At 63.2% G+C, this 23,728-nt stretch carries 14 protein-coding genes and 1 pseudogene; 5 read left to right on the top strand and 10 right to left on the bottom strand.

The window, feature by feature from the left end; all coding sequences use genetic code 11:
• Window positions 1-42: 42 nt before the first annotated feature.
• The 3 genes from L338_RS05860 to L338_RS05850 all read right to left on the bottom strand — a co-directional run bounded on the left by L338_RS05860 (window position 43) and on the right by L338_RS05850 (window position 5,493).
• The gene (locus L338_RS05860) at window positions 43-1,587 is read right to left on the bottom strand and encodes a C69 family dipeptidase (protein ID WP_022697439.1); all 1,545 of its coding nucleotides are present in this window, start codon (window positions 1,585-1,587) and stop codon (window positions 43-45) included.
• 169 nt (window positions 1,588-1,756) lie between these two features.
• Window positions 1,757-4,639, bottom strand: coding sequence for a TonB-dependent receptor domain-containing protein (locus L338_RS05855; protein WP_022697438.1), 2,883 nt, complete (start codon window positions 4,637-4,639; stop codon window positions 1,757-1,759).
• Window positions 4,640-5,022: 383 nt separating this feature from the next.
• Entirely contained in the window at window positions 5,023-5,493 is a 471-nt protein-coding gene (locus tag L338_RS05850) for an Lrp/AsnC family transcriptional regulator (protein ID WP_022697437.1), read from the bottom strand.
• A gap of 187 nt (window positions 5,494-5,680) precedes the next feature.
• On the opposite strand from L338_RS05850, the gene L338_RS05845 reads away from it, so the two are divergent.
• Both L338_RS05845 and L338_RS05840 read left to right on the top strand, forming a co-directional pair.
• Window positions 5,681-7,621 carry an isoaspartyl peptidase/L-asparaginase gene (locus L338_RS05845; RefSeq protein WP_033310680.1) on the top strand — a complete coding sequence of 647 codons (1,941 nt, stop codon included), beginning with the start codon at window positions 5,681-5,683 and terminating at the stop codon, window positions 7,619-7,621.
• Between the two features lie 85 nt (window positions 7,622-7,706).
• Window positions 7,707-8,882 carry a cystathionine gamma-synthase family protein gene (locus L338_RS05840; protein WP_027068312.1) on the top strand — a complete coding sequence of 392 codons (1,176 nt, stop codon included), beginning with the start codon at window positions 7,707-7,709 and terminating at the stop codon, window positions 8,880-8,882.
• 125 nt (window positions 8,883-9,007) lie between these two features.
• On the opposite strand, the gene L338_RS05835 is transcribed toward L338_RS05840, so the two are convergent.
• From L338_RS05835 to L338_RS05825, 3 genes are all read right to left on the bottom strand, one after another.
• Window positions 9,008-11,479, bottom strand: a complete 2,472-nt coding sequence (locus tag L338_RS05835; protein WP_022697434.1) for a TonB-dependent receptor plug domain-containing protein — start codon at window positions 11,477-11,479, stop codon at window positions 9,008-9,010.
• A 209-nt stretch (window positions 11,480-11,688) separates the two neighbouring features.
• Window positions 11,689-12,762 carry a membrane dipeptidase gene (locus L338_RS05830; protein WP_081639491.1) on the bottom strand — a complete coding sequence of 358 codons (1,074 nt, stop codon included), beginning with the start codon at window positions 12,760-12,762 and terminating at the stop codon, window positions 11,689-11,691.
• A 75-nt stretch (window positions 12,763-12,837) separates the two neighbouring features.
• On the bottom strand, window positions 12,838-13,461 hold the full coding sequence (locus tag L338_RS05825) for a helix-turn-helix domain-containing protein (protein ID WP_022697432.1): 624 nt from the start codon (window positions 13,459-13,461) through the stop codon (window positions 12,838-12,840).
• 380 nt (window positions 13,462-13,841) lie between these two features.
• Here L338_RS05825 and amaB point away from each other — a divergent pair, with 380 nt between their 5' ends.
• The 3 genes from amaB (at window position 13,842) to L338_RS05810 (ending at window position 17,404) form a co-directional block, all read left to right on the top strand.
• Window positions 13,842-15,371 carry an L-piperidine-6-carboxylate dehydrogenase gene (gene amaB / locus L338_RS05820; protein ID WP_033310678.1) on the top strand — a complete coding sequence of 510 codons (1,530 nt, stop codon included), beginning with the start codon at window positions 13,842-13,844 and terminating at the stop codon, window positions 15,369-15,371.
• Window positions 15,372-15,400: 29 nt separating this feature from the next.
• Window positions 15,401-16,390, top strand: coding sequence for a tetratricopeptide repeat protein (locus L338_RS05815; protein WP_022697430.1), 990 nt, complete (start codon window positions 15,401-15,403; stop codon window positions 16,388-16,390).
• Window positions 16,391-16,477: 87 nt separating this feature from the next.
• Complete coding sequence (locus L338_RS05810; RefSeq protein ID WP_022697429.1) at window positions 16,478-17,404, top strand: tetratricopeptide repeat protein; 927 nt, start codon at window positions 16,478-16,480, stop codon at window positions 17,402-17,404.
• Between the two features lie 14 nt (window positions 17,405-17,418).
• Here L338_RS05810 and L338_RS17920 read toward each other — a convergent pair.
• The 4 genes and pseudogenes from L338_RS17920 to L338_RS05790 form a co-directional block, all read right to left on the bottom strand.
• A pseudogene (locus L338_RS17920) lies at window positions 17,419-18,767 on the bottom strand (aminotransferase).
• A gap of 10 nt (window positions 18,768-18,777) precedes the next feature.
• Window positions 18,778-19,992 (bottom strand): MFS transporter, encoded by a 1,215-nt coding sequence (locus L338_RS05800; protein ID WP_022697428.1) that lies wholly within the window; start codon window positions 19,990-19,992, stop codon window positions 18,778-18,780.
• On the bottom strand, window positions 19,989-22,136 hold the full coding sequence (locus tag L338_RS05795) for a serine hydrolase domain-containing protein (protein WP_022697427.1): 2,148 nt from the start codon (window positions 22,134-22,136) through the stop codon (window positions 19,989-19,991). Before L338_RS05795 ends, L338_RS05800 begins: the two co-directional genes overlap by 4 nt.
• Window positions 22,136-23,719, bottom strand: a complete 1,584-nt coding sequence (locus tag L338_RS05790; protein ID WP_022697426.1) for a tetratricopeptide repeat-containing sulfotransferase family protein — start codon at window positions 23,717-23,719, stop codon at window positions 22,136-22,138. The genes L338_RS05795 and L338_RS05790 overlap by 1 nt, the downstream gene beginning before the upstream one ends.
• Between the last annotated feature and the right edge of the window lie 9 nt (window positions 23,720-23,728).

The raw sequence follows: 23,728 nt of genomic DNA, 5'->3' as shown, positions 1-23,728 counted from the left end.
CCAAGATAGCTGACTTCGAAATACTCCGGGCGCGTCCGCAAGCTATCGCGCCGGCGCGTCCGGGTCCCCGTCCGCCAGACAGTTCACGGTCGGGTCCAGCGTGTTGATCTCCGTCCCTTCCGGCCGCGCCTGCCCGCTGACAAGGCGCGTATATCCGTCCAGCCAGCCGATCATGTCCTCACCCAGATCCAGCGCCTCCATGGCGCGGCTGTTGGCGTAATAGGTCATCAGCGCCTGCGCGGCCGCGCGGTCATCATTCTCGATCAGGGTCAGGGCGGACCGCTCCACCCACTCCAGATCGCCGCGCGTTTCCGCCTCGAACGCCGTCAGCATGTCTGTCACGGCGGGCAGCAGCGCATCAGGCGCGGAACAGGCGTAATACATGACGCGCTTGAAGGTGCGGCCGGCGAACTGTGTCGCCTCCTGCGCCTGAAAGTCGGGATGCAGGAAGGTCGAAGCCGCGTCCTTGGTCAGGTAGCGGTGCTGGCCATATTCCATCGGCACGTCCTGAACGCCCAGCCACCAGACATTGAACGGCGCCGTCACCGAGCCGGTCGGCGCAGCCCACATGCGGATCAGATCGGGATCGCGCAGCGCCTGATGCAGGCTGACCACCTGCCCGTAGCCTGAATCATCGTCCACCACGCGCGGGTCGCGCACCCGCTCCATCAGGTCGGCCTCGGTGACCGGGGCCATGGCGCGCGTCGCCTCTTCCATGTCGGCGGGGGAGACGAACTTGATGCCCGGATTGCGGAAATCCTCGACGCTCTGGTCGCCATAGATTTTCGCCGCATGGAACGCCCCGCCGGAGGCGCGGTCGTACCAGCCCTGTTCTTCCGCGAAGGTGATGAAGTTTTCAGAGGCGAGGAAGTCCGGATCGTTCGCAATATCGAGCGGAACTTCCCCAATTCCGCCGGGATAGAGCACGCGCACTTCATCCGGGCCCAGACGTTCCGCGACCCAGAGGCCCTGTCCGCCCGCCAGCTCCCAGACCACCCAGCCCTCATTCGGGTCGGCGATCAGGTGCGTGTTGCCGCCATAGGTCGCATAACCGTGTTCTGCGATCAGCGCGCCGATGATCTCCACGCCTTCGCGGGCGGTCGTGGCGCGCTCCATGACGATGCGAGCGAGATCGGAATATTGCAGGCCGCGCTGGGGCGTCGGCGTCATGTCGACCAGCTCTTCGCGGCTGGGCGCCCAGACATCGCGCACCGCGACCTGGTGCTCGTTCACGCCGCCATTGGTCAGAGGCGGGGGGAAGCCCTCAAAATCGGTATAGGACATCTGCATGTAGCGGAAGGTATGGGCCACCTGCGGGATCTCGATCAGCTCGCCCGGGATCGTGGCGTCGGCCGTGACGCCGACCTTGATCATCGCGCCGTCCGGGTGATCCCGCGCGGGAATGATCTCCAGCCAGTGGCTGGACACTTCCTCGCCCGTTCCGCCGATCATGACCGCGCCGTTGGCGGTCAGGTTCCGGCCCACATAATAGGCGTAGCTGGCCTGTGCGGAGGGCGCGAAAACGAATGTCCACAGCGCCAGACAGAGTCCGAACAGACCGCGGCGGGCCGGGATTCTCAAGAACACGGATTGCTTCTCCCTCTCAGCGTCAGGAAATCATTTGCCGCCAGCCGGGCGGGGTCAATGCGGGCATCGTTCCGCCTGCCGCCCAAAAGCGCCGCCCCGGAACGGCGCCAGGGGAATCTGGGCCGCGCCGGGGCGGGACAAGGCAAGGTTCAGCAAGCGGCTGCCCCGATCAGAGGGCTTCACCGCCGAACTTGTAGCTCAGCTGCACATAGAACTCCCGGCCCACGCTGTCGTACCAGGACGAGTTGTAATACGGGTAGCTGGCATGGGTCGGGTCCTCGACCGGATTGCTGTCCAGCAGATTATTGATCGAGACGCTGAGCCGGGCCCGGTCCGTCACCTGGTACTGCGCGGACAGATAGAACCAGTAACTGTCGTCGATCTTGTCGTCCCAGTTCCAGTTGGTCATCTCGCCCGTGTAGAGCGTGGTCAGCGTCGTGGAGAACGGACCCGTGCTCCAGGTGAGATAGGCCTTGCCCTTCTCGCGGGGAATTTCATAACCCTCCGCCGGCTCGAACTGGTCGATCACCGGGTCGCCCGGATATTGCTGGATCGTGTGATCGAACACGTAGGTATAGGCCGCGCCCATGGAGAGGTCGCCATACTCGCCCAGCGAGAAGCCGCCATTCACCTCGACATCGATGCCGTCGGTGAATTCCTCCGCCACATTGATCGGCAAGACGTCGACATACTGGATTTCGCCGGCCAGCGCGCCGCTGGCATAGCGGTCGACTCGTTCCAGCGCATCGATACAGGTCGGCGTGGAGGCGTCCACCGGGGTTCCATCGAACGTCTGGCCCAGCCGGCAATCGGCCTCGTCCCGCAGAAGCTGGTCGACGCTCAGGTTCAAGACCTGGTCTTCCATCTCGATGCGGAAATAGTCGACCGAGATGTCGAAATTATCGAACGGCGCCCAGACAAAGCCCGCGCTGATCGATTCCGCCGTTTCGGGCAACAGGTCAGGGTTTCCGCCGCGCTGATTGACGAACCCCTCATAGTAATCGTTCACGCAATCGGTGGGCTCGGGCGCGCTCTCGGAGGTGCGGCAGGTATAATAGTCCGCTCCGCTGCCGTTCACCGTGCCCTGGCCGCGATAGACATAGTGCAGGTCCGGCGCGCGGAAGCCGGTGCCGATGGCGGCGCGCAGCAGCAGCGTGTCGGTCGGGCGCAGTTCGGCGCCGAGATTATAGGTGAATTCCCCGAAATCATTGTCGGCGTAGCTGTAATGGTCGTAGCGGCCCGCCGCGTTGATATCCAGGAAGTCGAAGACCGGGATCAGAAGCTCCCCGCCGACGCCGTAATGCTCGCGCTCGCCCTCGCCGTCGGAATCGCGGATACCGACATAGTATTGCGTCAGCGCCTTCGGATCGGGGTTGATCTCGTAGCCCTGCGTGCTGGCCTCCGCGACGGCGGCAAAGCCCATCGGGCCGGCCGGCAGTTCGAACAGGTCCATCGTGCTGACGCTGGCCTGAACATTGTGCACCCAGGTTTCCGGCTCATAGATCGTGTCGGCGGAAATCTGGCGGTATTCGGCCGGGGTCAGCGGCGTGTAGAGCCGCGCCGGGTCGGCGTCGAAACGCTGATAGCCGGTCGTGTTGTTGGGATCGTCCACCGGCGCGCCCAGGAAAAAGTCATTAGCCGCATCGATGACGATTTCCGGCCACGCCATCTCCGAGATGTAGCGCGCGTGGTTGTAATAGACCTCGTAGTTCCAGGAATTCCCCTCGCCGAAATGGCCCCGGATGCCCGGCGTCACGTTCAGCGTATAGGACCGGTTGGTGATGGTGCCGTTCTCGAACCCGCCAATCTCCTCGGGCGTAAACAGGCGGTACCAGTTGTCCAGCTGCAGCCAGCTATAGGTCTCGTACAGGCCGATATGGTTCGGGTTGAAGAAGGTGCCTTCCTCGTTCCCGTCCGGGGCCACGTAGTACCAGCTCTTGAAGCCGTTGAAGACCTGGGTGTCGAAATAGCCGCCCTGGAAATCCAGGAACAGTTCCACCTGGCTGTTGATCTCGTAGGTGGACGAAGAGAACAGATTGATCCCTTCCCAGTCGGACTGGATCATTCCGTAGCCCATGGCTTGGTTGCTGCCGCAGAAATAGCCGGTGGTGTAGTCGCCCGCGTCCACGTCCCAGCCGAACCCGTCGCGGCTGGCGTAGAAGGTGGAGCCTTCATTGAGCTGGGAAAGCCCCGCGCAGGTCGCCGCGCCGGGGTCGAGATAGCTGTAATATTCGTCCGTCCGCAGGAAATTGCGCAGCGCCACGGGTTCATCCGTGGTCGGATTGTCCGCGGCGGAGTCCTGGATCTCGCGCTCATAGCCCCAGATCGGCTCCTGATTGCGGTATTCCGCCCCGAACAGCGTGGTAAATTTACCTGAATCAGAGTTCCAGCCGGTCGTGAGTGACGCCCGCTGGTAAGCGCCGCCGCCCCGCTCCGTGCCGCCGATCTGCAGGTCGACACGCGTGCCGTCGGCCTTTTCTTTCAGCTGGAAGTTCACGACCCCGGAAATCGCGTCGGACCCGTAAATCGCCGACGCCGCGCCGCTCAGCACCTCGACCCGTTCGATCAGCCCGATCGGAATGTTGGAGATATCGGCGACATTGCTGTTGCCGCTATAGGGCATCGGGAAGTCGGCGACGCGGCGGCCGTTCACCAGCACCAGCGTATGGTTCGGGCCGAGCCCCCGCAGGTCGACCTGTTTTGCGCCGGGCGTGAAGGTGTTGGCGCCATAGCTCTGCGTGCTCTGGGTAGAGCCAACATTCTGCGTCAAAGAGCGCATCAGCGCCGGAATATCCTCATAACCCTGTTTGAGGATGTCATCCGCCGTGATCGTCGTGACGGGGGCGGGACCCTCGACCTGCGTGCGCGGAATGCGCGACCCGAGCACGACAATCTGGTCAGTCACTGACTCCGCCGCCGGCGTACTGGCATCGGTAACGCCGGCGTTTTCCTCTGGAGTGTTGTCCAGCTCGTCAGCCTGTTGAGCCAACGCCGGAACGGCGGCGAGAAGACTGAACCCCGAAACCGCAGCGGCCAGAACGTGACGACGCATATATCCCCCTTGATATGCTAGGCGGCCGCGGCCGCCGGTTCTCATTTCCCAGGCATGAAGGTCCCGAGGGATGCTTGCCCCCGCCAACCGGTGGTTGTCCTGCGCCGACGGCTGAACGTCAGCGCCGATACGGCGTGGCGCGTGACCTTGAAGTGCGCGCCGCTCCCCGCTCGCCCGATTGGCCGCCCGCGATATCCGTCTTATCGAGACCCCGGCCTGCCAGAATGAAACTATAGCAGCTGGGTAGGGCGAACTTTGTCAAAAGTTGCGAAACTCGCGTCAAATTCTGTCGTTATAAAAATATATAAGCGGATTTTCAGCACTTACGGCAAATTTCCGACCGAAGAGCGCCTCAAGACTCATTCACTCTCCCGCTGCTTGGTTTACGGCTCCAGAACCGGAACTGCCGCGCCCAGCTTGAGAGGCTTCATGATCATGCATGTCTTGAAATTCTTGATCCTGTGGCGGTCATAGAAAAATTCGCGCGTGAATTCGTCATATTCGTCCATGTTCCGCGCCACGATGGTGAGGGCGAAATCCGAATCGCCGGCAATATAGAAGCCTTGCATGATCTGGGGCGTGACGCGGATATCCTGCTCGAACCGGTCGATGACGTTCCGGTCCTCGCGCTCCAGCGACACCATGACGATCGCCATGATGTTATAGCCAAGCGCCTTGGGCGACACGACGGCCACCTCTTTCTCGATCACTCCATCAGCGCGGAGACGCTTCAAACGCTTGAGCGCGGCGGTCGGCGACAGGCCGCAGGCATGGCCCAGCTGTTCAGCGGTCAAACGGGCATCCTGCTGAATGACCGTAAGCAGTTTTCTGTCGATTGAATCCAGCTTCTTCATTTGTCCTCTCTTCCCGGTTCGGCGACAGAACACGCCCCGGACGCAGAAATAAAGACAATTTTCGTTCTTAATATCTGCAAAACTGCAATCTGACGACCATCCGGTTATGCGCCAGAATGCCTTTCACAAGCGGCGTTTCCGGCTGAGCGGAAAATGCGCCCGGGGCCGGATAGAGGGGGATAATCAGATGCGCTGGATAACAATTCTTGTCGCCGGGCTGATGCTCGCAACAGGTTCGGGCCAGGCCCGCGCCGAAACGGACACGGCTCAAGGCTACCGCTATTACGTCAGCGGCGACGTTTCAGCGCCCGCCCCGGCTTCCCCATCTCTGGGCCTGATGCTGATCGGCGGTTCGGACTGGAGCCCGGACGCGTGGCGCTGGTTTGCGGGCAAAGCCGGCAACGGACATATTGTCATCATTCGCGCCTCTTCCGACGGCGCGGACGGCGACTGGATCCTGAACGAAATCGGCGGCGTGGCCTCTGTCCAGACGCTTGTCTTCTCGGACCGCAAAGCCGCGTCCGATCCGCGCGTGGAGGAAATCCTTTCCCATGCCGATGGCGTTTTCATCGCCGGCGGCGACCAGTCGAACTATGTTCGCTTCTGGAAAGACACGCCGGTCTCCGAAGCCCTGAACGCTCATGTCGCCGCGGGACGCCCCATTGGCGGCACCAGCGCGGGACTGGCGATTCTGGGCGGCGCCGGCTACGGCGCGATGGCGGAGGAAGCGGTCGATTCCGCGGAGGCGCTCGCCGACCCGCACGGGCCGAAAGTGACGCTGGTGCGTGATTTTCTGGAAATGCCCTTCCTGAAACACGTCATAACCGACACGCATTTTACCGAGCGTGACCGTCTTGGCCGTCTTGTCGCCTTCCTGGCGCAGGCCCGCTCAGACACCGATCCGGAGGCGGTCGGGCTGGGCATCGACGAGGACAGCGCGCTGACCATCGAGGCCGACGGGACGGGGCGCCTTTACACGCTCAGCGATGGACATGCCTGGCTGGTGCAGCCGGAGGGCGGGCCGGCCTTTGGCCCTGATGGCGCGCTCAACTGGAGGGCGGTCCGCCTAACCGGGATTGGCCCGGAAAGCACAATTGATTTCAATACGATGCAGGTCAGCAACCCGGCGTTCTCCGGCGTCGCCAGCGTGGACAACGGCGAATTGTCGGGCGTGCCGGCTGCCCCGGATGCGGGCTGGACGCTGGCCATTCATGGCGGCTCCGGCGTTATCGCGCGCGGCGACCTGACCCCTGAGACGGATCGCGCCTATCGCGCGAGCCTTGAAGCCGCCCTGAATACCGGCGCGGCGATTCTGAAAGACGGCGGGTCGAGCCTGGATGCGGTGGAAGCCACGCTTCGCGTGCTGGAAGACGATCCGCTGTTCAATGCCGGCCGCGGCGCGGTGTTCGACGCGGAGGGCCGCAACCAGCTGGACGCGGCCATCATGGACGGCGCCACGCTGCAGGCCGGCGCGGTCGCCGCGGTCAGCACCACGCGCAACCCGATCACGCTTGCCCGCGCGGTCATGGAGCAATCGCGCCATGTGCTGCTGTCCGGCGACGGCGCGGACGAGTTTGCGCGGTTGAAGAATATCGAACAGGTCGACCCGGCCTATTTCCGGACCGAGCACCGCTGGCAGCAGCACCTTGAATGGAAGCGCGACCAGCAGGCCGCCCTGGACCCGACGCACCGCTTCGGCACCGTCGGCGCAGTGGCGCGCGATACGCACGGCCACCTCGCCGCCGCCACATCCACGGGCGGGCTGACCGGCAAGGAATGGGGCCGCATTGGCGACTCCCCGATCATCGGGGCCGGCACCTACGCCGCGGACGGCAAATGCGCCGTATCGGGCACGGGCACCGGCGAATATTTCATCCGGGAAAGCGCGGGCCGGCAGGTCTGCGACCGCGTCGCCTGGAAGGGCGAGACCATTCAGCAGGCGGCCGATGGCGCGATTGCCTCCATTGGCGCGCTGGGCGGCGATGGCGGGCTGATCGCCATCGACGGAAACGGCCGGATCGCTTTTTCGATGAATACCGAGGGCATGTATCGCGGCGCGGTGACGGACACGCTTCCCGCCACGGCGGCGATCTATGCCGACGAGACCGTCCAGCGCGACGAACCCTAATCCAGCACAACACGACCTTCCTCCCCCACGCAGACAGGGACACAGGAAGCGCTCACTTATTTTCGGGGAGGAAAACCCAGTGTCGATATCAAACCAGAAACCTTCAACGATTGCGGTCTGGGCCGGCGAGGAGAACCCGCTGGCCTTCGGCGCCGCGCAGGTTCCAATCGTGCAGAGCGCCCCGTTCGCCTATGACGACATGGACGAATGGGCCGCCGCCGCGCTGGGCCAGGCGCCGGGATACATATACAGCCGCAACACCAACCCGACCGTCGGCGTCTTCGAGGAGAAATGCCGCATTCTGGAAGGCGGCGAGAAGGCCATCGCCTTCGCCAGCGGCATGGCCGCCATCTCCGACACGCTGCTGACGCACCTGTATCCGGGCGACCGCATCGTTTCCATCAAGGACACCTATGGCGGCACCAGCCGGATATTCCTGGACCTGCTGCCGCGCTTCGGGATCGAGGTCGATCTGATCGAGACCAGCGATGGCGACGCCATCGAGGCGGCCATCGGCAAGGGCTGCAAGCTGGTCTATCTGGAAACGCCCACGAACCCGACGCTGAAGATCATCGACCTCAAGCGCGCTATCGCCGCGGCCCGCCAGCAAGGCGCGATCACGGTGGTCGACAATACATTTGCCACCCCGATCAACCAGAAGCCGCTCGCCATCGGCGCCGACATGGTGCTGCATTCCGCGACCAAATATCTCGGCGGCCACGACGACGCCATGGGCGGCGTGCTGATCGGCAGGCAGGATCTTGTTCAGGCGGTCTATGAGCATCGCGAGATTTGCGGCGCCGTCCTGTCGGCCTTCTCCGCCTATCTTCTTCTGCGCGGCATGAAGACTCTGGATTTGCGGGTGCGCAAGCAGAACGAGACGGGCCTTGCCGTCGCGCAATTCCTCAAGGGCCACCCCAGGGTGGAGAGCGTCTTCTATCCGGGGCTGGAGAGCCACGACAAACACGATATCGCCAAGACCCAGATGGCCGGGTTCGGCGGCATGCTGAGCTTTTCCATCGATGGCGATTTCGACGCGCTCAAGAAATTCGTCGGCCATCTGCACTATGTCCACCGCGCGGCCAGCCTGGGCTCGGTCAACACGCTGATCGGACCGCCTTCGGTCACCAGCCATGTGGAGTGCAGCGCCGAACAGCGCGCCGCCCTCGGCATCTCCGAAACGCTGCTGAGATATTCCTGCGGCGTCGAGGATGCTGAAGACCTCATAACGCAACTGGATGAGGCGCTGGCGGCCCTCTGACCCGTTGCGGCGGCGCAACCGCAAGCATCGGCCAGACCCGCCGCCCGCCTTACCCTTCACGACAAAGAAAAAGGCCCCGCGCATCTGCGCGGGGCCTGCTCGGTTCGTGGAGGGTTTGAGCCGAGTTAGAACTGATAATCCAGGCTGAGATAGTAGTAACCGCCGCTGAGTCCGAAGACCGAGTGGTTGTCGTACTTCACGCCAAAGGATTCATAGATCGGACGGCGCGGCGGCGGGTAATCGTTTTCCAGATTCCGCGCCCCGGCCGCGATCGTGAAGTTGTCGAAGCCCTTATAGGCGATCTCGGCATCGAAGATGACCTGCGGGTCCCGGGTGCGGATATAGTCGAGATCCACCCGCGTCCATTCACCGTAATAGGTCGCCCGGCCCAGAAGCTGGAAGTCGCCGATATGGTGCGTCAGGGTGAGATTGCCGCGCCAGCCCGGAATGCCTTCTTCAAACTCCAGCACCTTGCCCGGCGTGAACACGCCAGCCGGATCACTGCGCAGGATCTGCTCGTTATAGCTCACCGCCAGGCTGACATCGGTGGCGTTGGCTGCGTCCCACTGATGTCCGTAGGTGGCGACAAAGTCGGCGCCGCGGACCCGCGTGTCCAGCTTGTTCTGGAAGAAGCGGACGGTCTGCACGCCCTGGCCATTCGGGTAGCCGATGGCGGCCAGCGCCGCACGCTGCTCCGGCGTTGTCGCGATCTGGTCGGACAGGAGCAGCCGGTCATCCACGTCGATCTGGTAGAAGTCCAGCGTCGCCGTGAAATTGTCGAACGACAGCACGATCCCCGCGGACAGGTTTTCCGAGGTTTCCGGGGTCAGCGGATCGGATCCGAAGATCTCGGCCGCCGGCGAACCCGGAACCAGAACCGCATCGAGGATGAAATCGCCGTTCGGCGCGATCTGGGACGTCTGGGAGGTTGCGAAAAGCTGACCGGCCGCAGGCGCGCGGAAGCCGGTGCTGGTGGCGCCGCGAACCGCGAAATTGTCATTGAAGTCGAAGCGCGTCGCGACCTTGTAGCTGAAATTGTCGCCGAACGCTTCGTAGTCCTCATAACGGCCAGCGGCTGAAATGGTCCACTGATCGGTGATGTCCGTTTCGACTTCGAGATAGCCGGCATAGCTGTCGGTCTCGAATTCGCCGGCAATGTCCGGGCTGTAACCCTGGAAGCCGTTGGAGCCAACGGGCAGGTCGCGAAGCGGACCGGCAATGTAGGAATCCCGTTCGCCCGCGCCGATCGTGTATTGTTCGTTGCGGTAGCTCACGCCCCCGAAGAAGAACAGATCGCTGGCCAGGCCATCCACCGGAATGGATTTATAAGCCTCCAGATTCAGCTCGTACTCGCGCTGGGCAAGAGAGCCGGGATCGAAGGAGGTCGGCGATTCCACGCCGAGCGACGGATTGATCGTGTTCCAGATGCTGTACTCGATCTCGTTCTGGCCCCAGCGGAAGGATGCATCCCAGCCAAACGATTCCGTTTCGTCCTGACGCACGCCCAGAACGGTGCTGAAATCGGTCTGATCGCCGCCGAATTGCGGGGTGTAACCGCCCGGATAAATGGCCGCCAGGTCGAAATCCTGCGGATGGGCGTCCGTGCCCTCGAAGATCGAGTCGGCATAAGTGGCGTGCTGGCCCAGTCCGCCGGCCGCCTGTGACTGACGGTAGAAGAAGCCGATCTCGCTTTCCGAGACCATGAAGTTACCGAAGGCGTAGGCTTCGCGGCCTCCGCCAAGGTCCAGTCCGGCATTCCACGCGGTCTTGATCGCCATATATTCCGGATCGCCGGTATTGATGGCCGGATCGGGAACATCGGGCACGCCCATATCGCGCAGGGCCTGGGCGCCGACATGGACGCCGTCCCGCACCGTCTTCTGCTGGGTGATGTACTGACCGCTGAGATTGATGAAGCCCGCATCGGTCAGCGGCAGGCCCAGATTGGCCTGGACGTCGAACGTCTCGCCGCCGCCGTCAAAATACTGACCGACCTCGGTATTGATGCTGCCGCCCTCGCTATCGCTCTTCAGCGTGAGGTTGATCACGCCGGCAATGGCGTCGGAGCCGTACTGGGCCGAGGCGCCGTCGCGCAGAACCTCGATGGAATCGAGCGCGATCGGCGGAATGACGTTGAAGTCCTGCCCCTGAGAGCCGGACGTCGTCGCGTGGCCGGTGCCGATCTGCACCGTGGCGGAACGATGCCGGCGCTTGCCGTTCATCAGCAACAGGACATGGTCCGCCGGCGAGCTACGCAGCGTGGCGGGACGCACGAAGGACGACCCGTCATTCAGGGGAAGACGCTTGACGTTGAAAGCCGGGACGAGGGTCCGCAGCGCATCATTGAGGTCCGAATAGCCGGTGCTGCTGATGACTTCGGGCTGGATGACGTCGACCGGGACAACGCTCTCGGTGTCGGAGCGGCCCTTACGGCGCGAACCGATAACGACCAGATTGTCGGCTTCGGCGGCGGCGCCGGGCGCAATGCCTCCGGACGCCTCTGAACTCTGTTCCGCACTCGATTCCTGTGCGGTTGCGGCCGTCGCTGCAAGCGCCAGCGGCGCGGCGGCGATGGATGCCAAAAGAAGGTTTCTCATTTTCTCCCCCTGCGTGAAAGTGGCGGGCGCGCGGCGGCAGGCCCCGCACATCTACGAAATATATTTTCCTATAATAAAAAAGTTTGAAAATTGACACAAGTAGGAAATTTTATGATCGGACAGTTTGGTTTCGTTTAGGATAAACCCTTGAAACAAAAAGGCCGGCGCTGACGCCGGCCTTTAAACGCTGCAAATTGGCAATCCCGGCGCTATCCGACCACGTCGCGATAGACCCGCAGAACATTGCCCCCCATGATCTTTTCAATGTCGGCCTGGGCATAGCCCCGCTTCTCGAGGCCGGCCAGGATAACCTCCATACGGCGCGGCCCGTTCAGTTCGTCGATGAAGAGCGGCCACTCGTCCGGATTGAAATTCTCGCCTTCCTCGGCTTTCAGCTCCGCAAGATATTCGTCCGTCATGGTTATGACGCGATGATCCCTGTCGCTGCCGATCGCCACATGTTCGACCCCGGCCACCTTCACCGCCTGGTCGATATGACGGAAATAATCCTCCAGCGCGCCTTCTCTGCCGTGCGTCAGGAAGGGACGAATCTGGCAAACGCCGACAAAGCCACCGTTTTCCGCAACGGCGCGAAGGTTTTCATCGGTTGTGTTCCGCTCATTCTCGAAAACGCTCATGATCCCGGTGTGGGAGATGCAGACCGGTGATTTCGAAACCGCAATCGTATCGGCCATTGTCGTCATTCCTGAGTGGGAAAGATCGATCAACATCCCGGTTTCATTCATTTTTTCAACAAGTTCGCCGCCAAAACGGCTCAGGCCGCCATCGCGCTTTTCCTTGCAGCCCGCGCCCGCCCAGTTCTGGTAGTTATAAGTGATCTGGCTGGAGCGGACGCCGAGCGAATAGAACATGTCCACAAGGTCGAGATCCTTCTGGAACTGAACGCTGTTCTGGTAGAGATAGAAAACGGCGATCTGCCCCGCGGCCCGCGCGCGCTCAATGTCTTCAACGCGCGTCGCCTTCAGGAACCATTCCGGGTGCGCCTTGATATGCTGGTCATGCGCCAGCACCGCATCAATCGCTTCATCGGTCGCCCGCTGCCCGCTCACCTTCGGATCGGTCAGGGTCACCGTGATCGCGTTCAGGCCGCTGGCCTTGATCTGTTTGATAAGGTCGCCGTCATACTCCAGACGCATCTCCCCCATCGCATCGAAGATCAGAGGTCCGGCGGCGCCTTGCGCCGCGGCGCGCCCTATGCCGCTGAGCGCCATGCCCCCGGTTGCCAATGCGCCCGCAAGAAATGTTCGACGATCTGGAGACATGCGCCCCTCCTGAATGAAAGATTTTTCGTTTAGGAAAAATCTATTCCGAAACAGGAAGACGATGCAAGGGGCGGATTAGCCGGTATTGATCCAGAGGACGACCGCGTCTTCTTCGCTCACCGAAATGCAGCCATGGTGCATGCCGCTATCGAAATAGATGGAATCGCCCGGACCAAGCCGTTCCGGCTCATAATGCTCGGTATAGAACAATACCTCGCCCTCAAGGACATAGACGAATTCTTCGCCCTTGTGCCCCTTCAGCTCCTTGAAGTCGTCGAAAGAGCGGGCCTTGATGCGCGTGACAAACGGCAGAATCCGTTTCTGCACCAGCTCGGAGGCCAGAAGCTTGTGTGCGTAAACCGGCGTTTCCATGCCGCGTCCATCGCCGGCGCGGGTCACGCTGCGCCGGCCGCTGGGCCGTTCGCCGGCCGAAGAGGCAAACAATTCCGTGATATCGATCTCAAGACCTTCGGCCAGACGCTGAACCGCGTCGAAAGTGGGCGACATATGGTCATTTTCGATCTTTGAAAGCGTTGATGCGGCCAGACCTGTCCGGCGGGCCGCCTCCTCCAGCGTCCAGTTTTTCGACCGGCGTATGGCGCGGACCCGTTCACCCAGGTCAGCGGTGCTTTGGCGTTTGAAACTGCTGCCGCGCGCGCTCGACAATAGCTTGGTGAAATCTTCGAAATCGTCCGACATCTGGCAGGGTCCGGTCCGCTGGGATGATTTTGTTATGACAAAGGAAAAATAAATTTTCCGATACGACAGGTTCGCCCTGTAAGACGATCCCGTCAATCTGCGCAAGTCCAAATCTCTTTTTTCAACGTCATGCCGGGTTCGCCGGCAACGGCCGCGGCCAGGCGCAACGCCCGCGCTCGGTTGACGATAAAATTTTTTGCCTATACGAAATTTTCTTCGATCAAGCGGCGGTCCGGGGTCCACCGATCATGGCCCGCCCGGCTTTTACAATCACTCCGGCCTGGCTGCGCCGGATTTCACAAACAAGATGCGGGGGACGCCGACCGATTATGACAATTCGCGCAGGACTGAAACACGATAACGCGAACGATCCGGCCTCAATGGAGGAAAGCGGCCTTGCCGCGGAGATAACCGAACTCTTTGAAGGAATCGGCCTGAAGCCGCCTGCGGAGCAGGAAGGCACGCTGATCGCCGTGTCACCGATCGATGGTTCGAAGCTGGCCAGCTTCCGCCGGGCGACGCCGGCCATGGCGGACGAAGCCATCAAGCGCGCCCAGACCGCCTTTCTTGAGTGGCGGGAGACTCCCGCGCCGCGGCGCGGAGAGCTGATCCGCCAATATGGCGACCTGGTGCGGGACAATAAGGAACCGCTTTCGCGGATTCTCTCCATTGATTGCGGGAAATCGCTGGCCGAAGCGCGCGGAGAAATTCAGGAAGTCATCGATATCTGTGAATACGCCGTCGGCCTGTCGCGGCAGCTTTTCGGCCTGCAGATCGCCTGTGAGCGCCCGGGGCACCGCATGGCGGAGGCCTGGCATCCGGTCGGCGTCTTCGCCCAGATCTCGGCGTTCAATTTCCCGGCCGCCGTCTGGTCCTGGGGCACTATGGTCGCGCTGGTCTGTGGCAACGCCGCCATCTGGAAACCCTCCGAGAAAGCGCCGCTTACGGCGCTGGCGTGCGGCGGCCTTCTTGACCAGGTGATCAATCGTTTCGAGGACGCGCCTGCCAATCTTTCACAGGTCATGCTGGGGGATGGCGCCATCGGCCGCGTGCTGGCTGATGACCGTCGCATCGCGGTGATCAGCGCCACCGGCTCCACCACGATGGGGCGCGACGTGGCCGGCCGCGTGGCGGCGCGGCTTGGCCGCTCCATTCTTGAACTCGGCGGCAATAACGCCGCCATCGTCACCCCCAATGCGGACATGGATCTGGCGATTGAAGGCTGCGTGTTCGGCGCGGCCGGCACCGCCGGACAGCGTTGCACCACCATGCGGCGCCTTATCGTCCACGAAGACATTCACGATGAATTTCTTGACCGCATGCGGCAGGGCTACGGCCAGCTCCGCGTTGGATCGCCGCTTGACGAGAGCGCCCATGTCGGCCCGCTCATCGACCAGGCCGCGTTCGAGGGCATGCAGGCCGCGCTGGACGCGGCCCGCGAGCAGGGCGGCCAGATCTGGGGCGGGGAACGGGTTCTGGAGGATGCGTTTCCCGGCGCGTTTTATGCGCGGCCGGCCATCGCCGCCATGCCCGGCCAGACTCCGATCGTCCTGACGGAGACCTTCGCGCCAATCCTCTACGTGATGAAATATCGCGACCTTGAAGAAGCCATCGCCCTCAACAACGCGGCGCCTCAGGGGCTGTCCTCGTCGATCTTCTCCACCGACATGCGGGAGACGGAGCTTTTCCTCTCCCATGCCGGCAGCGACTGCGGCATCGCCAACGTCAATATCGGCACCAGCGGCGCGGAAATCGGCGGCGCTTTCGGCGGTGAAAAGGATACGGGCGGCGGCCGCGCATCGGGTTCGGATACGTGGAAGAATTACATGCGCCGCTCCACCAACACCATCAACTACTCCTCGCAACTCAATCTCGCCCAGGGGCTCAAATTCGGCGCCAGCGCCGCCTGAGCCATTACGGACAAAGGAAGGAATTCACCATGTCAGTCCTGAAAACACTCAGCATCGCCGCCCTGTCGGCGTGCCTCAGCGCGGCGGCGTTTGCCCAGCCGCAAGGGGACACCTATCAGACGGATTCGCTGTTCGGCGAAAAGCTTCATTCCGAGGCCAGCGCCTCCAAAAACCTCACCGATGCGGAAACCTTCGCCCGCGTCACCGCCGACGCGAAGGCCGCCTATGACGCCGAAATCACGCCGGACACCGCCACCTGGTACGGCCGCGTGCTTTCCTATCAGGGCTATTACAAGGAAGCGGTCGACATCTATTCCAAGGGAATCGAGAAATTCCCCGACTCGGCCAAGCTGCGCCGTCATCGCGCGCACCGCTATTTCACCCTGCGCCAGTTCGACAAGTCTATCGAAGAGGGCCTGCGGTCCGCGGAGCTGTATGAAGGCAAGCCGCTGGAGCGCGAAAAGCTCGGCCCGGACTATTTCCCGAGCACGCCGGACGTCGTCCAGTTCTATCTCTACTACCATCTTGGCCAGGCCTATTTCGCCAAAGGCGAATACAGCGAGGCCGCCAAATGGTTTGAACGTTCGCTGGACGTTTCGCGCTGGGTCAATGACGCGCCGGGCATCACGGCGGGCGTTTACTGGACCTATATCTCGCTTGGCCGTGCAGGCGAATTCGACGCCGCGCTGGAGCTTCTGAACGGCTATGACATGGCGCTGGCGGAGCTGAGCGATAATATCGAAAGCAACTACTATTTCGACGGCATCCAGCTGTTCAAGGGGCACCGCGAACCCGGTTCCTTCTTCAGCAATGTCGACACGGGCAAGGCGTTCTCCAACGCCTCCGGCACCGCCTCCTCCACCGCTTTCACTCTGGCCAATTTCTATCTCTTCGACGGCCAGCGCGAAGAAGCGAAGGAATGGTTCCGCCGCTCCATCAATGTCGATGGCTGGAGCTATTTTGCCCGTATTCAGTCTGAAGCGGACTGGCGTGATCTCTACCCCGGAGAAACTCCCTAGGCGCCAATCCGCGCAAACCCGGTCCGTCATGGCTGCTTTCCCCAGACATGGCGGACCGGTTTTTTCTCCAGATCACAGGAACCGGTCATGAAACGTCTTGTCCTCCTCGCACTCGCCGCCAGCGCCCTCATCGCCGCGCCCGCGGACTCCGCCCACAGCGCACAAGCCGAGGGCCAGACTCTTCTGGGCACCGCCCTGCGCGACCCCGGTTTCCCGGCGGAGGTCCAGGAACGTCTGGAGACGGATCTTGAGATCGCCCGTGCGCGCATGGAAATCGCGCCCGATCGGGAGGATTCCTTTATCTGGCTGGGCCGCCGCCTCGGTTATCTGGGCCGTTATGAAGAGGCTGTCGCGGTATTCTCCGAAGGGCTGGAACAGTTTCCGGAGAGCTATAAACTGCGACGTTTCCGGGGCCGCCACCTCGCCCGCAGCCGGCAGTTCGAGGCCTCTGTCGCCGATTACCGCGAGGCGCTCGCCCTGATGGAGGGCGTGCCGGACAGTTTCGAACCCGACGGCATCATAAATTCCCGCGCACAACCGCTCGGCACGTATCGCTCCAACCTTCATTACTATCTGGCGCAGACAAGCTTCGCGACGGGCGATTTCGAGCAGATGAACGCCGGCATGCAAGCCGCTCTCGATACGCCCATCATGTGCTATAAGGACGATCTGGTCGTGCCGGTCGCCTACTGGCGTTACATCGCCTTGATGAAGCTCGGCCGCGCCGATAAGGCCGCGGCCGTCGTGGACGCCGTCCCGGCCGATCTGGAGCTGATCGAGAACCACGCCTATTACGAAGGCCTGAAAATCCTGCAGGGCGCGCTGTCGCCGGAGGATGCGGGAAGCGGCGCGTTACAGCGTTTCGCCCACGCCATACAGCTGGTCTTTGACGGTCAGGACGCCGAGGCGGAGACCATCCTGATCGACATCGTCGAATCCAGCCCGCTCGGCTTCTGGCCCGCCGAGATAGAAGTTCTGCGCATCAGGGACCGCGCCGCCGCCTCCGGAGACTGAAGGCCTGGCGCGCGCTATACGGTCACCCGGTCCAGCGCGCGTCCGAAGCGGGCAAACATTTCTTCCATCTCGTCTTCGGTTATCACCAGCGGCGGGCAGAAGGCGATGGAATCGCCGATCGCCCGGATGATCAGCCCTTCTTCCATACACGCCTTGTAACAGGCCATGCCGACGCCCTGTTTCGGATCGAAGGGGGTTTTCGCCGCCTTGTCCGCCACCAGCTCCAGCGCGCCGACCAGGCCGACGCCGCGCGCCTCGCCCACCAGCGGATGATCGGAAAACCCGCGCAGCCGCGCCTGGAATTTCGGGGCCAGCGCGCGGACATGGTCCATCACCGCCCATTCTTCCATCAGCTCGATCGTCTTCAGCGCCACCGCACAGCTGACCGGGTGGCCGGAATAGGTGAAGCCGTGGCCGAACGCGCCATTGGCCGCGCTCGGCTCGATCATCGCCTCATACATCCAGTCAGGGACCAGAACCGCGCTGATCGGCATGTAGGCGGAGGACAGCCCCTTGGCGAGCGTCATCGTGTCGGCCTGCATGCCATAGGTCACCGCGCCGAACGTCTCCCCCGTACGTCCGAACCCGCAGATCACTTCATCATCGATGAAAATGATGTCGTGACGATCCAGCACTTCCTTCACGCGCTGGAAATAGGTCTTCGGCGGCGTGATTACGCCCCCGCCCCCATCACCGGCTCGGCAATGAAAGCGGCGACGGTCTCCGGACCCTCGCTCAGGATCATCTCTTCCAGCTGCCCGGCCAGGCGCGCCGCGTAATCCTCTTCGCTCTCGCCCGGTTCGGCGTTGCGGTAATGGTGCGGGGTTTCGGTGTGCAGGACGCCGTCCATCGGCAGATCGAAAAGGGCGTGATTGACCGGCAGACCGGTCAGGCTGGCGCTGGCCAGCGTGACCCCGTGATAGCCCTTCTTGCGGCTGATGATCTTCTTTTTCTCGGGCCGGCCGACCGCATTATTGTAATAGCGGATCAGCTTGATCTGCGTGTCGTTGGCGTCAGAGCCGGAGCAGCCGAACAAGACCTTGCCGGTGTCCAGCGGCGACAACTCCTTCAGTTTCTCCGCCAGGTTGATCGCCGGTTCATGGCTGCGTCCGCCGAACATGTGGGTATAGGCGACCGTTTCCATCTGCTGGCGCGCCGCCTCGGCCAGCTCCTTCACGCCGTGACCCAGCGACGTGCACCAGAGGCCGGCCAGCCCCTCGATATATTCCTTGCCCTGATTGTCCTTTACGAAAACGCCCCTGCCCTGCGTCATGACCAGCGGACCGTCGGCGTTCAGGGCCTTGAAATTGGTGGCCGGGTGCAGGACCGAGGCGATGTGCCGCGCCTCGATCGAATTGGGAATGGCGGTCATGTCAGTCTCCTGAAAGGTTTGGCGTCTGGCGTCGCGCGCGATCCAGCGCACGCGCCGGAATAAGCATGAAGACCGCGCTGAGCGCGAGACCCAGAAACGTGAAATTTATGAGGCCAGAAAAGCCGCCGCCGTGCCCCAGAAGGTAACCGGCGGCAAACGGCCCGCTGGCCAGACCCATCTTGGAGACGAACCCGCCCAGCGCGGCGGTGCGCCCCGCCTTGTCGAACTGGGCGCTCATCCCGAAGAGATAGGCGATGACCATTCCCCAGGTGATGCCGGTGCAGCAATTGGCCACCATATAGGCAACCGGATTGCCGCTGAGATGGAACAGCCCGATTCCGGCCAGCGTCAAAGCCATGCCGGCGGCCAGCGGCCAGAAGCGCCCGAACTTGAGGCCCAGCACCATGACAACCAGCGGCCCGGCCAGCGCCACCCATGTGGCCAGACCCAGCGCCAGGCTGACATAGTTCCGGTCCAGTCCGTAATCGATGCCCAGCCGGATGACATAGGCCAGCAGCGCCATGTTCGCGGCCTGAAAGAAAAAGATGCCCGCCAGATTCAGGCTGAGCGGCAGCCACGCGATCCGTGCATCGGAGACTTGCGCTTTCTCTCCCCGCTCCGGCGGATATTTCGCCAAAAACGGCACCATGATCAGGGTCGCAAGGCTGAACAGCGCCAGCGCTATGAACAGCGCCTGCGCGCCATAGACCGGCACCAGCCGGGGCAGCGTCATGACGCCCAGCCCGCCAAGGCCGAACTGCACGAACAGCAACATGCCGAAGGTCCGGTCCGGATTCTTCGTCCGCGCGATCACGGCAAACCCGGTCCCGACCAGAAGCCCGCCAATGATCCCGTGCGCCAGCCGCACGATCAGTAACAGGTCGCCGGAACTTATGAGCGTCGAAGCCAGATCAATTGCGATCAGCGCCATGAGACAGGCAACGGCCAGCGGCCGCCACGGCGCACGCTTGACCACCAGCACCGCCATAAGCGCCCCCAGCGCGGCGCCATAGATGTTCACCGCGCCGATATTCCCGGCCTGGCTGTCGGTCAGCCCCAGCCCCGCGACCAGACCGTCAACAATGGCGGCCATGATATTCACGTAGAACAGTCCCGCCGTCGCCAGAAAGGCCAGCAGCGCGGCGGCGATCAGCCCGTCCGGGGGCGCGGTGGGCAGCAGCCGGCTGGACGGGGACGGCAGGTTTGTTTCAGTCATGACTCGCACATTGGCCGGATGGCGTGAGCGGCCTCGGCGGCGTTGCGCCAGGCGAAGTCGTAACCGTCGCTCACATAGTAATAGACCGTGTCGTTCGGGAAGAGCGCGACGCTGAGCCCGCCAAATCCCGACAGGAAGGGAATCCACAAATCCCCCCGGCAACCGAGCGCGGATCCCGCGTTCCAGGCCCAGAAGCCGTTATTGTAGCGGTAGATCTCCGCGCCGGCCTGCAGCCCGCGGTCATCCGCATCGCGCTGCAGCGCCGCGTCCAGCATCGCCCGGTCCACAAGATCGCGCGCATCTGTCTGGATGAAACGGGCCATGCGGGCGAGGTCATCGCGATGCAGCGTCAAACCCCAGCCGGTGAAAGGCTGGGCGACGTCATCATAGGTGCGGCGGGTCTGGTCCAGAAGCGGGCTGAGGCCCAGCGGCGACCAGAGCGGCGCGTGGATCAGGTCGCGATAAAGATCGGCATCCGGCCCGGCTTTTTCGCGCAGGTAATCCTGCATCGCGGCGCCCAGAATATAGGTGTCGCTGGTGTGATAGGCCCAGACGGTTCCCGGCTCCGCCTTGCGCGGAAACGCGCTGCAGGCCAGTTCGATTTTCGATTCATGGTCCTCGAACCGGAAGAACGGGATCAGCGTCTCGCTGCGCTCATCGGCGTCATAGGCCGTTTCGCCATATATCCCGGTCGCCATGTCCAGCGCGTCCTCGAACGTCACGCCTGTCCAGTCCGGGTTGGCGGCGCAGGCGGGAACGTGGCTGGAAATCGGCGCGTCCTTCGCGCCCGGATACAGCTTTTCCAGCCGCATCAGGGCCAGCCCGCCAACCAGCGATTTGGCCAGCGAATAGGACGGAATATCCAGAACATCGCAATACGGGTATTCCCCCCGCCGCGTCTGGCAGCCCCCCGCCCAGTGAACGCCGTCCGCGATGAAGCCATAGGCGGTCATGTCCGCCGGATCGACTTCATCAGCCGCGCCGAAATCACCCGGCGATATGGACGGATAGACGCTGGTGATGTCTTCGATGGAACGCACAGGCAGGCGCGCGGCCGTCTCTTCCCGGTAGGCCGTCCGCAACGCATCAGCGGACGGCAAAGCGTCCGGCGTGAAGCTCAGCGGCGCCGCGCCCCACAGGTCCAGTTTGAAATAGGCGCAGGTCTCGCCGGTGATCTGGAACAGGCCGTTGGAAACCGCGCCGTCATCGCCGAACAGAAAGCTCAGCACGCCATTATGCACGCAGTTGGCGTTGCGCTCCTGAAGCGCCACGGGCAGGACCGCGCGCGTCCAGCCATCCTCGCCCGGCTCATCCCAGATCGCGCCGGGTTCGACGATCCATTCCCAGTCGGGGTGATCGGCGGGAATGGGGCCGCGGCGGTCCGGGATCAGCGCCGATCCATCCGTTATAAGCCCGATGGAGAGCGCGGGCGGCGCGGCGAAAGAGTCGTCGTCGTCCGCATAGCCCCAGTCATTATTGAAAATCTCGAAATCGGTCTCGCCGTCCGCCGGATCGAAGGTGAGAACGCCCTCCAGCATGCGGGAAGCCGGTTCGGCGTCCGGTCCCGGCGCGAAGGCCGCCAAGACCGCCGGCGCTTCGAGCGCGCCGCCGGACAGGAAGCTGTCGGCCGCGATGCGGCCAGATACCGCGCCGCCCGCCGCCACGCCATGGGCGCGGATATTGTCGGCCCAGCACGTGTCGTCATCCCTGTTGCCGGCGATGCTCACACGGACATAGACGGGGTCGGCGTCATCGGCGGCGGGAACGGCGCCGCGGACGGCGTGCAGAGTGACGGCGTCGTCCTGCCCATCCCCGATACGGCCAATCTCCGTCCAGCTGACGCCCCGGTCGGCGCTGACTTCCAGAAGGCATGCCTCGCCGCGTTCCAGACTGTCGGCGGCGAAACTGGCCGAAACCGTCACGCCCTCAAAACCGGCCGCCGAGAAAGCCGTGACCGCTTGGGCGGTCTTTTGCAAACGCATGGAGATGTTGCCTTCATAGGCGGTCAGACGCAGATCGCCCTCCCCCCGCGGCAGCCATCCATCGGCTTCGCCATCCTGAAAATCATCGTTCAGCAAGGTCTCGGCCTGCGCAGTCCCGCAGACGAGAAACAGCGCCGCCGCCGCGGTAAGAACCCGGCACATCACAGCCTCACCCCTTCGCGCCGCAGCGTCTCGGCCAGGGGCTGAAGCCGGGTTTCGTATTCGCGCCACAGATCGCGCGCGTGGCGATAAACGGGCTGACGCACCTGGGCGGCGCTGGCGGTGGCGCTGGGCGCGGCGCTGCGGTGGAAATCCAGACAGGTCGGGTCCCAGTCCAGTCCGCAATGATCGACGATATTCCGGCTCACCGTCTCGGCGTCATCCACCAGAGATTCGTAATCGACATCGATGAAACGGTCCGGGAAAACCGCGCGCCAGTGATCCATCAGGCGGCGATAGGCGGCATAGTAGCGGCCAATATCGCCAAGGTCGTAGGAGAACGGATAGCCCATGCGGAACAGTGTCTTGAACATCGCGTAACCGCTGGCCATCGGGTGGCGGCGCAGATGCACGATCTTCGCGTTGGGCAGCGCCTTCGCGATAATGCCCAGATAGAGAAAATTCAGCGGCGTCTTGTCGATCACCATCGCGCCGCCGGCCCCGTAACCTTCGATCGCCCGCCAGTATTCGCGGCCAATCCGCCGCGGGTCGGCGCTGGCGACCTTTTCGATCAGCGCCGTGCGATCCGCCGCCGGGCCGCCCGCGCGCGTCACGGTCAGCGCCATGTCCTGCACCTCGCCCACGCTGGCAACTTCCGAATGGGCCGACAGGATGCGTTCGGTCAGCGTGGTGCCGGAGCGCGGCAGGCCCATCACGAAGACGGGCGCGGCCTCTTCGAATCCGGCCTCGTCCTTCGCCGCCCATTCGGCGCCGAATATCCTGGCGATCTCGTCCATCGCCGCGATGTCGGTTTCCACGCGATAGCTCATCAGCCGCCGCCGCGCGGCCGCGCCTTTGACGAAATGATCAAACGCCCGCGCGTAATCGCCGGTATCCTCGAACGTCTTGCCCAGCGCGTAGCGGACAGGCGTTTCCGCGCCCGGCCGCGCGCGGCTGGCCTCCAGCGCCCGGACCAGCGCGCCGCTGTCCAGATCATTCTTCGTCTGCCGCCGGATGGTCGCCCGGTTGTACCAGGCGTCAAACGCCGCCGGGTTCCGCGCCAGAACGGCATCCAGCCGCTGCTCCGCCTCCTCGAACCGGCCCAGCGCGATCAGGGACGCCGCCAGCGCCTGTTCCGCTTCATCGTCCTGTCCCTTCAGCTCCAGACCCTTGTCCGCGCAGCGGGCGGCGTCCGCATGCTGGCCGCAATGGGTGTGAATGGCGGCCAGCCGCAGCCATAGCGCCGGGTCATCCCGCGCCGAATCTTCCAGCGCGCTCAGTTCTTTTCGCGCTTCCGCCACCTCGCCAGCGTGAAACAGCGCCTCGATCAGAATGAAACGGGGCAGCGTCTTACCGGGTTCGAGACGGGCGGCCCTGCGCGCGGCGTCCAGCATGGCGGGGAAATCCGCCTGTTTCTGGCGCAGCCGAGCGGTCAGCATCCAGCCTTCTGGCAGGTCGGGCTGATCGTCCGTCAGGGCGCGGCACAGCGTATCGGCCTCGGCATAACGTCCCTCGCGCAGCAGGGCGTCGATGCGGCGCACGCGCGCGACGGCCGGCGGGTCATCCTGCCTTAGCTGAGCCTGCACGCGGAGCGC

The organism is Euryhalocaulis caribicus, assembly GCF_000412185.1.
GTDB classification, from domain to species: domain Bacteria; phylum Pseudomonadota; class Alphaproteobacteria; order Caulobacterales; family Maricaulaceae; genus Euryhalocaulis; species Euryhalocaulis caribicus.
The sequence above is the reverse complement of the archived record's forward strand: the minus strand, read 5'-3'. Positions and strand labels throughout refer to the sequence as shown.